Source organism: Corynebacterium axilliensis, assembly GCF_046097495.1.
GTDB lineage: Bacteria > Actinomycetota > Actinomycetes > Mycobacteriales > Mycobacteriaceae > Corynebacterium.
Genome location: NZ_CP175768.1, coordinates 2,638,011 through 2,647,055, shown reverse-complemented (window position 1 = coordinate 2,647,055; position 9,045 = coordinate 2,638,011). Strand labels below are relative to the sequence as shown.

At 62.9% G+C, this 9,045-nt stretch carries 8 protein-coding genes, 1 other RNA gene and 2 pseudogenes; 3 read left to right on the top strand and 8 right to left on the bottom strand.

From position 1 onward, the window contains the following. Nucleotides 1-254 precede the first annotated feature (254 nt). A complete protein-coding gene (locus ACKFR8_RS12705) occupies nt 255-1,010 on the bottom strand; it encodes an iron ABC transporter ATP-binding protein (protein WP_306507908.1) in 756 nt (251 codons plus the stop codon). Next, nucleotides 1,007-2,065, bottom strand: a complete 1,059-nt coding sequence (locus tag ACKFR8_RS12700; RefSeq protein ID WP_408930235.1) for an iron chelate uptake ABC transporter family permease subunit — start codon at nt 2,063-2,065, stop codon at nt 1,007-1,009. Before ACKFR8_RS12700 ends, ACKFR8_RS12705 begins: the two co-directional genes overlap by 4 nt. A 67-nt stretch (nt 2,066-2,132) precedes the next feature. Between ACKFR8_RS12700 and ACKFR8_RS12695 the strand changes: the two are divergent. Beyond that, nucleotides 2,133-2,303: pseudogene (locus ACKFR8_RS12695) on the top strand (LLM class flavin-dependent oxidoreductase); the annotation flags it as partial. A 47-nt stretch (nt 2,304-2,350) separates the two neighbouring features. On the opposite strand, the gene ACKFR8_RS12690 reads toward ACKFR8_RS12695, so the two are convergent. Beyond that, nucleotides 2,351-2,740 carry a heavy metal-responsive transcriptional regulator gene (locus ACKFR8_RS12690; protein ID WP_042529932.1) on the bottom strand — a complete coding sequence of 130 codons (390 nt, stop codon included), beginning with the start codon at nt 2,738-2,740 and terminating at the stop codon, nt 2,351-2,353. A 106-nt stretch (nt 2,741-2,846) separates the two neighbouring features. On the opposite strand from ACKFR8_RS12690, the pseudogene merA reads away from it, so the two are divergent. Beyond that, nucleotides 2,847-4,272: pseudogene (gene merA, locus ACKFR8_RS12685) on the top strand (mercury(II) reductase). Between the two features lie 266 nt (nt 4,273-4,538). Here merA and ssrA read toward each other — a convergent pair. Further along, nucleotides 4,539-4,918: a transfer-messenger RNA gene (gene ssrA, locus ACKFR8_RS12680) on the bottom strand. Nucleotides 4,919-5,176: 258 nt separating this feature from the next. Here ssrA and ACKFR8_RS12675 point away from each other — a divergent pair. Further along, nucleotides 5,177-6,445 (top strand): septum formation initiator, encoded by a 1,269-nt coding sequence (locus ACKFR8_RS12675; protein ID WP_296134683.1) that lies wholly within the window; start codon nt 5,177-5,179, stop codon nt 6,443-6,445. Here the strand turns inward: ACKFR8_RS12675 and ACKFR8_RS12670 are convergent. From ACKFR8_RS12670 to ftsE, 4 genes are all read right to left on the bottom strand, one after another. Continuing rightward, nucleotides 6,442-6,798 carry a DUF488 domain-containing protein gene (locus ACKFR8_RS12670; RefSeq protein ID WP_296134686.1) on the bottom strand — a complete coding sequence of 119 codons (357 nt, stop codon included), beginning with the start codon at nt 6,796-6,798 and terminating at the stop codon, nt 6,442-6,444. The genes ACKFR8_RS12675 and ACKFR8_RS12670 overlap by 4 nt on opposite strands. 25 nt (nt 6,799-6,823) lie before the next feature. Then, complete coding sequence (smpB, locus tag ACKFR8_RS12665) at nt 6,824-7,330, bottom strand: SsrA-binding protein SmpB (protein WP_296134687.1); 507 nt, start codon at nt 7,328-7,330, stop codon at nt 6,824-6,826. 100 nt (nt 7,331-7,430) lie between these two features. Beyond that, complete coding sequence (gene ftsX, locus ACKFR8_RS12660; protein WP_296134688.1) at nt 7,431-8,333, bottom strand: permease-like cell division protein FtsX; 903 nt, start codon at nt 8,331-8,333, stop codon at nt 7,431-7,433. Further along, on the bottom strand, nt 8,334-9,023 hold the full coding sequence (ftsE, locus tag ACKFR8_RS12655; RefSeq protein WP_408930234.1) for a cell division ATP-binding protein FtsE: 690 nt from the start codon (nt 9,021-9,023) through the stop codon (nt 8,334-8,336). It lies immediately after the preceding gene. Nucleotides 9,024-9,045: the final 22 nt, after the last annotated feature.

Genomic DNA, 9,045 nt, shown 5'->3' with positions numbered 1-9,045 from the left:
CACAATCAGTTAACCAACAGTTAACCTCTCGTTGGCGGCTCGGACTAACTTACACAACCAACCAAACGAAGTCAAACTCACGAAGAAATTTTGACCTCACCGGCGCTGAACAAGCTGTCCAACGTCACCACCCGTTAACCTCTCGGCTACCTCGCGGCGACTCGAATTAATATACGCACACCCCCAACAAACAACAAATCGCCAGGCAAACCCACATTTCTTGGCGGGCTCACATGGCGATTTTTGAGCGGTTTCTAGTGATAACAGGCCAACAGCCCGTCCGGGCCATCGATGACTTTGATGTCCGTCTCGAAGATCGGGGTCAAAAGCTCATCGCGCATAATCTCGTGCGGCGAGCCGAACGCCACGATTTCGCCGCCCTTGGCGGCACAGATGTAATCGGCGTAGCGAGCGGCAAAGTTGATGTCGTGCAAGACGATGATGATGGTGCGGCCGAATTCCTGCGCGGCCTGGCGCAGGTGGCGCATCATCTCCACGGAGTGGGCAATGTCGAGGTTGTTCAGGGGTTCGTCGAGAAGCACGTAGTCCGTCTCCTGACACAGCACCATCGCTACATACGCCCGCTGGCGCTGCCCGCCAGAGAGTTCATCCAGGTAGCGGTTCTCCAGCTCCCCCAGGTGGAAGAAGTCGATGTAGCGCGAGACGATGTCCTCGTCTTCCGCAGTCAGGCGGCCCTGCGAATAGGGAAAGCGGCCAAAGCCCACGAGCTGGCGCACCGTGAGCTTGGTGATGAAGTGGTTCTCCTGACGCAGGATGGAGAGAATCTTCGCCAGGTCCTGGGACTTCGTGGAGGAGACGTCGTAGCCGGCGACCTCGATGGTGCCCTCGTCGACGTCGAGAAGCCGGCCAATCATGGTGAGCATCGTGGACTTACCGGCACCGTTGGGCCCGATGAGCGCCGTAATGCCTCCGGAAGGGATCTCCAGATCGATGGGACCAATCTGGGTCTCGCCGGAGTAGGACTTCGATACGTTGGAAAGCTTGATCACAGCTTGCCCTTTCGCAGAATGACAAAGAGGAAGACGCTGCCACCCACCAGCTCGATGATGATGGATACCACGCCCTGGGCGTAGAAGACGTGCTGCATGAGGAAGTACGCGCTGGTCAGTACCGCAAACGCAGTGGCCATGGCCATCGGAAACAGGAATCGGTGGTCGTAGGTTTCCGCCGCCTGGTACGCCAAGGTCGCCACCAAGAATCCCAGGAAGGTCATCGGACCCACGAGCGCAGTGGTGGTGGCCATGAGGATGGAGACCAAGATCAGGGTGTAAATGGCATTCGCCTTGTGGCTCACGCCCAGGTTGGTGGCGGCGTCGCGCCCCAGCGCCAGCACGTTGAGGCGGCGGGAATTCAAGAACATGAGCACCGTGACCACAATGACGAGGGGGATGGCGATGGGATAGTAGGCCGTTTCCGCGTTGCTCACCGAGCCGAAGAGGCGCGCGGTGAGCACGTCAAATTCGCTAGGTGTCAGCATGCGCTGCATGAACGTGGCCACGGATCCGAGGCCGCCGCCGATGACAATGCCCACCAGCAGCATGGCGTGCATGTTGTTGCGACGGCTGGTCAACAGCCAGGAGTACAGAAGCAGGGACAGTCCCACCATGAGAACCAGTTGGAGGAGGAACATGCCCATGTTGCGGGACTGCGTTAGCCCAGCCGCGCCGACGAAGAAGACGGTGGCGGTATTGATTGCCACGTACAGGGACTCAAAGCCCATGATGGACGGGGTAAGAATGCGGTTATTGGTCACGGTGTGGAAGGCCACTGTGGCTACCGCTTGGCAGACCGCCACAATCGCCATCGCCGTAACCGCATCGGCGCGGCGCTTGGCAATGAGCCACCACTTGTGGGTGCCGAAGTCCATGGGGTTGTCGTAAGCCAACAGCCCGAATGCAAACGCGACGCCGACGGCCACAAGAACCCCCAGGATAATCCAGTACTTCCGTGCCGCGGCGGCGGATTGAAAGCTGCCCACGCCGCGCCGACGAGACGTGGGTGGGCGGGCGCTGGACGACGCCGGGAGGGACAGACTGAGACTCATTTCGTGGACCTCACAATCAGGACGACGAAGACGGCTGCACCCACCACGCCGAGGATGACAGAGACAGGCAAAGATCCATCTGGAAATCGCCCAGGCAGCAGATGAGATCGGTGTGAACAACGCGTCTTTCCGCGTCCACCACTTCGTACCGCAAGCCTCAGCCCCGATGCCGCTGCTCGGCGCAGTGGCCGCCACCACCAAGAACATTGAGGTGGGCACTGGCGTGATCGATATGCGCTAGCGCATGTTCGTGTTATGGCTCTCGTTTTCTCGGTCCGCGTCCCTCTACAGGTACCGGCAGACCTGGTCTGGGCTGCATGTGTCGGGGTCCGGGTGCGCGGCGTCGTGCCGGAGGTCGGCGATGGTGCCGTGCAGGGCGGTGAGCTGGGCGATCTGCTGCTCGATCTCGGCCAGGCGCGCGTCGAGGAGGTCTCGCACGTGCTCGCAGGGCGCGTGGCCGCTGTCGCGGATGTCGAGGATTTGGCGGATCTGGGCGAGGGTGAGGCCTGCGGCCTGGCCACGGTGAACGAAGTCGATCCGGGCGACGGCGTCGGGCGCGTAGTCGCGGTACCCGGATGGCGTCCGGTCGGCCGGGGGCAGCAGTCCCTGCTCTTCGTAGAACCGAAGCGTCTTCGAGGTGGTGCCCGCGCGTTCGGCGAGTTCTCCGATGCGCATTGCGGCCTCCGATCATTCGGCAGGGGCCACGCTTGACCTTCCCCTGCACTGGAAGGTCTAGTATGGCTGAAACGGAACAGAAGTCCAAGCCTTGACGGGAGCAGCGATGCCTACGAAGTACGATCTCGCCATCATCGGATCGGGCGGCGGAGCGTTCGCCGCCGCGATTCGCGCGACCATGCTCGGGAAGTCGGTGGTGATGATCGAGCGTGGCACGCTCGGCGGCACCTGCGTGAACACGGGCTGCGTGCCGTCGAAGGCCCTCATCGCCGCCGCCGATGCACGGCACGTCGCCGCCGACGCCGCCGACCGGTTCCCGGGGATCGCGACGACGGCAGGCCCAGTGGACATGCCCGCGCTGATCGCCGGGAAGCAGGCGTTGGTCGAGACGATGCGGGGCGAGAAGTACGCCGACGTCGCCGATTCATACGGGTGGCACGTCCGGCGGGGAGACGCCGGGTTCGCGGGCACCCCGGACGCGCCGGTGTTGGAGGTCACCGCCGCAGACGGAGCGGTCGAGACGATCGAGGCCGAGCACTACCTGGTCGCCACCGGTGCGCGGCCGTGGGCTCCGCCAATCGACGGCCTGGACGAGGCCGGGTACCTGACCTCGACCACGGCGATGGACCTGACCGAGGTCCCCGAGTCGATGCTGGTGCTCGGCGGCGGCTACGTCGCCCTGGAGCAGGCGCAGCTGTTCGCCCGCCTCGGCTCCCAGGTCACCGTGCTGGTGCGGTCCCGGCTCGCGTCGAAGGAGGAGCCGGAGGTGTCCCGGACACTGCAGGAGGTGTTCGCCGACGAGGGCATCCGGGTGGTCCGCCGCGCGGTGCCGACCCGGGTGTCCCGGGACGCGGCGACCGGGCAGGTCGTGGTTACCGCGGACGTGTCCGGCGGCTCGCAGGAGTTCCGCGCCGACCAGGTGCTCGTCGCCCTCGGACGCCGTCCCGTCACCGACGGCTTGAACCTCGATGCGGTCGGGGTGAAGACCGGGGACTCCGGCGAGGTGGTCGTCTCCGACCATCTGCAGTCGTCGAACCCGCGGATCTGGGCCGCGGGCGACGTGACCGGGCACCCGGAGTTCGTCTACGTCGCGGCCCGCCACGGCACCCTCGTCGCCGAGAACGCGTTCGCCGAAGCCGACCGGTCCGTCGACTACTCCCATCTGCCGCGGGTGACGTTCACCGGACCGGCGATCGGCGCGGTCGGGATGACCGAGAAGGAGGTCGTCGCCGCGGGGATCCGCTGCGACTGCCGCGTGCTGCCCCTGGAGTATGTGCCCCGGGCGGTGATCAACCGCGACACCCGCGGGTTCATCAGAGATCGTCGTGAACGCCGATACGAGCGAGATCCTCGGCCTCACCGCCGTCGCCAAGGACGCCGGGGAACTCGCCGCCGCAGGCGTCCACGTGCTCGGCAAGACCATCGCCGAAGTCGCCGACGCCTGGGCCCCCTACCTGACCATGACCGAAGGCATCCGGATCGCCGCGAAGTCCTTCACCACCGACCCGTCACTGCTCTCGTGCTGCGCATGAACGGCAACGCATGCAATCGGGGAGATCTCATCCGGAAGAGGTCCAGACGATGAGCGCCGATCACGACCGCGACGAACGGCGCGCCGGTCCCATCGTCGCCGCAGGGACCGGGCTGCTCCTACTGGCATGCTGCGCGCTTCCGTTGCTGCTCTGCTGCGGCCTGCCGCTCATCGCGACTGTCGTTAGCACCGCCAGCGCCAGCGGCAGGGCCAACCCTTCGAACAAGAAACCCGCTGGCCGTTCTGACCAGCGGGTTTCTTGATATTTGGTGGAGCCGCCGGGAATTGAACCCGGGTCCTTCGTCACCTCGCCAGGGCTTCTCCGTGCGCAGTCTGCACAGGATCTCTACTCGGCCCTCCGGCTCGGGCAAACACGCTCCGGATGATGGGCCCAGTTGCTCTAGAAGTCCCCAACCGGCCGAACAACAAACCGGTCAGGCAAGTTCCCTAGTCGATGCCAGGATCTAGGTCAGGAACCAAACCTAGGCTGACAGACACGCGTCGCTGTAATTAGGCAGCGAGGGCGTAGTCACGCTGAGAGTTCTTCTCTGCGTTTATTGGTTGCTACGACGCTTAACGGTGGTCTCTAGCCTGCACCGGCACGCTTCCCCTGGCTCAATGTACGAAGTCGAAACCAAGTCGACCCCTTGATTCACGTCACCGTGACTGCACATCGCTGTGAAAGCGACGCAGAAAGACTCGCAAGACTTCGAGGTCTCTCTACGGTTCGTATAAGGCTACTGCACCGCGGCCTATTCCCGCAAGAAGCGTCCCCCTCCTTCCACCCTGTCTTATCCGGCCTGGGCAGGCTTGGATAATTCATAAAGCTGCACTTGTGATCGGCGCCAAATCGTTCATTGCTAAGCTGTGCAAGTCACACTCCTCAAGGTAGTAAAGGTAGCGAAGTGAGTTCGACCGTCGAGAAGCACGGCACTGCGTCCGCGGGCAAGCAAGCCAGCAACACTGAATGGGCTATTTCCCTTTTCGGCACCGCCGTGGGCGCCGGCATCCTGTTCCTCCCCATCAACGCCGGCAGTTTCGGTTTCTGGCCGTTGCTCGTGGCCACCATCCTCATCGGGCCGATGACGTACTTCTCCCACCGTGGTCTGGCCCGCATGATTTGCGCCTCCCCGCACCAGGGTGAGGACATCACCGCCGTGGTCACGGACTACTTTGGCAAGACCGCAGGACTTGTCATTTCGGTGGTGTATTTCTGCGCCATCTTCCCCATCGTGCTCATCTATGGCGTTTCCATCACCAACACGGTGGACAGCTTTATTGTCAACCAGCTGCATGGGCCGTCTGTGCCCCGACCGCTGCTGTCCTTCCTGCTTGTCGGCATCATGACCGTCGTCTTTACGTTTGGCCAGCGCATGGTCCTGGCCGTCACGCAGTTCTTGGTCTACCCGCTCATCTTCTGCTTGGGAGCGCTGTCCATCTACCTCATCCCGCGCTGGGACTTCTCCTCCTTCATGGAGGTCGGCAACAACGACTGGCGCGTGGTGGGTGCCGTGGCACTCATCATTCCGGTGCTGGTCTTCTCCTTTAACCACTCCCCCGCCATCTCCCAGTTCTCCCTGGCCATGGTGGCCGCGCACGGCCGTGAAAAGAGCTCCAAAAACGCCTCGCGCGCGCTGGCGCTGACCGCCATTCTGCTCACTGTATTCACCATGTTCTTCGTGTGGTCCTGCACGCTAACCCTCGGTGCGGATGGCTTGGCTGAAGCCCGCGAGCAGAATCTGCCGGTGTTGTCCTACCTGGCCAACGTCACGGGTGTTCCGGTGCTGGCCTTTTTGTCCCCCATCATCGCGATGATCGCCATCATCTCCTCCTACTTCGGCCACGTGCTGGGTGCGACCGAGGGCGGCAACTTCCTCCTGCGCACCGTGGCGCCGAAGGCCACGAAGAAGCTCACGGAGAAGCAGGTCAACTCCATCATGCATGGCATCATCTTCGTCTCCGCCTGGGTGGTGGCCACTATTGACCCCTCGATCCTGGGCCTTATCGAGGCCATCGGCGGGCCGTTCATCGCATCGATTCTCTACCTGCTGCCGATGTACGCCATCCATCGCATCGACGCCCTGGCGCAGTTCCGCGGGCGCGTGAGCAACTACTTCGTGGTCGTCACCGGTCTCATCGCCGTCGGCGCGACTATTTGGGGGCTCTTCGCCTAATTCTCCTCCAGCCACGCCTTCAGCACGACGGCGTGGTTAATTTCTCTGTCCTTGGCGGCGAAGAGGAGGGTGACATCATCGTCGGCGGCACACTGGCGCAACTGCTCCAGCTCCGCGTGGTCGTTCTCATCCAGCTCCGCGCGGTAGCGCCGCGAAAACTCCTCAAAGCTATCCGGGTCGTGCCCCCACCACTTCCGCAGCTCCACGCTGGGGGCCACGTGCTTGAACCAGTGGTCGTAGTCGAGGCGGTGCTTGGCCACGCCGCGGGGCCAGAGCTTATCGACGAGCACCGCGTCCCCACGCAGCTCCTCATCGCCGTGAATAACGTCATGTACCTTTGCCGTGTAAATCATGGCACCCAGGCTAGACGCACAATGGCTAGGCGTTGATCCCCTTCACGCGGCGGCCCAGCTCACGGGTGATATCGCGGTTTTGATCGCGGCGCTTGATGTCCTCGCGCTTGTCGTAATCCTGCTTACCCTTGGCCAGCCCCAGCTCGCACTTGGCGCGGCCGTTCTTGAGGTAAACCTTGAGCGGGATCAGCGTCTTGTTGCCGTCACGCACCTGGCCCATGAGCTTGTCAATCTCGCGGCGGTGCAGCAGCAGCTTGCGGGTGCGCTTGGGCGAATGGTTCGTCCACGTTCCCTGGGAGTACTCCGGGATATGGAGGTTGCGGATGTAGACCTCGCCGTCGTCGATGGTGGCGAAGGCATCCGTCAGGGAAATCTTGCCTTCGCGCATCGACTTAATTTCGGTGCCCACGAGCACCATGCCGCATTCGACAGTATCGAGGATGGTGTAGTCGTGGCGGGCACGTCGGTTAGTGGCCAGGGTCGAGTTGTTATCGGCCACTGCCCCTTTTTTCTTCTTTGCCTTCTTCGCCATAATTCGAACTATGTTACGCCACGGCCAGGCAAAAGCCACATCCGGTCCGCCGCCCCCGTAGGCGCCCCCAGGCGCTGCGCGGCCGGAGTGGCAGCGGATCCTAGGTCCGCACGTAGGCGCGCATGGTGACCTGCGCGGTCAGCGCGGCGAAGAGTAGCGCCACGATGCCGACGATAGGCAGGACCGTCCACAGGTCCCCGGAGGTGATCGGGGCCAGCAGCTGGCGCTGGTAGAGCCCGCTCAGCGCCGGGTCCACAACCAGATTTTTGCCCAACAACATTCCCACGCCGGCCAGCACCACACCACCCAGGGCACCGAGGACGGCTTCCAGGATGAACGGCGCGTGGGTAATCCAGCGAGAGGCACCTACCATGCGCATAATCGCCGTCTCTCGCTGCCGCTGGAAGGCGGCGATCTGCACCATGTTGGCAATGAGCATGATGGCGGCCACGGCCATGACTGCCGCGAGAATGAAGGTGGCGTTGCGGATGGCGTCGAGGTTGCCGGCGGCGCTGCGCACGTCCTCCTGCTGGTCGATGATGTCGGAGACGGCGGGGTTGTCCGCCACGGCGTCGATAGGCGCGGTGTCCGTCGGGTCCTTAAGGCGCACGTGGAAGGCCGCGGGCAGCGCGTCCTTGGACGTCTCCTCCACCATGACCGGATCGGTCTCCTTGAAAAGCTCCACGAAGCGCTCGTAGGACTCCGCGCGGTTGCGGTAGGTCACCGACTCGATGGCGTCGTCCGACTCAAGCTTCTTCTGCAAATCGGCACAGGCCGGGTCCTGGCACTCCGGGTCGTCGGCAGAAATTTGCTCATTGAGCTGCACCATGACCTCCACCTGCTCCAGGTAGATGTCCTTGGTGTCGTTGGTCATCTGCGTGACCAGGATGCCGGCGACCACCAGCGCCACCGAGATGGCGGTGGTGATCACCATGGCGATGGTCATCGTGATGTTGCGCCCCAGGCCCTTGATGGCCTCGCGGAAAACAAATCCCAGGTTCATTTAGATCGCCTCCCCGTAGACCGCGTTTGCCTCGTCGCGCACCAGGGTGCCGTTGTGCAGCTCGATGACGCGCTGACGCGCCTCGTTCACAGCGCGCGCGTTGTGCGTCGACATCACCACGGTGGTTCCGCGGCGGTTGATCTTGGTGAGCAAGGACATGATCTCCGCGGCGGTGGCGGGATCGAGGTTGCCCGTGGGTTCGTCGGCAAGCAGCAGCTTCGGGCGGTTCACAAAGGCACGGGCGACCGCTACACGCTGCTGCTCACCGCCGGACAGCTCGTGCGGCATGCGGTGCTGCTTAGCACCGAGGCCCACCATGTCGAGCACCTCCGGGACCTGCTTGGCAATGCGGGACTTCTTCTTGCCAATGACCTGTAGCGCAAACGCCACGTTGTCGTAGACGTTGAGCTTGGGCAGGAGGCGGAAGTCCTGGAACACGTAGCCGATGGACTGGCGCAGCTGGTTAATCTGGCGGCCCTTGAGCGCGTTGACGTGCATATCCCCGAAGTAGATATTGCCCGAAGATACGTTGGTTTCACGCACCATGAGCTGCAGGAAAGTGGACTTGCCGGAGCCAGACGGGCCGATGACGAAGACGAATTCACCGTCCGTTATCTCGAAGGAGACGTTATCGAGCGCCGGTCTGGTCGATGTCTCGTAGACCTTGGACACATTCTCAAAAGTGATCACTCAAGCAACACTAGCAACAAAC

What these genes read in the sequence shown, in the direction of transcription:
- ACKFR8_RS12700 (WP_408930235.1), bottom strand. Translation starts at nt 2,065, where the DNA reads ATGAGTCTCAGTCTGTCCCTCCCGGCGTCGTCCAGCGCCCGCCCACCC.
- ACKFR8_RS12690 (WP_042529932.1), bottom strand. Translation starts at nt 2,740, where the DNA reads ATGCGCATCGGAGAACTCGCCGAACGCGCGGGCACCACCTCGAAGACG.
- ACKFR8_RS12670 (WP_296134686.1), bottom strand. Translation starts at nt 6,798, where the DNA reads ATGATTTACACGGCAAAGGTACATGACGTTATTCACGGCGATGAGGAG.
- smpB (WP_296134687.1), bottom strand. Translation starts at nt 7,330, where the DNA reads ATGGCGAAGAAGGCAAAGAAGAAAAAAGGGGCAGTGGCCGATAACAAC.
- ftsX (WP_296134688.1), bottom strand. Translation starts at nt 8,333, where the DNA reads ATGAACCTGGGATTTGTTTTCCGCGAGGCCATCAAGGGCCTGGGGCGC.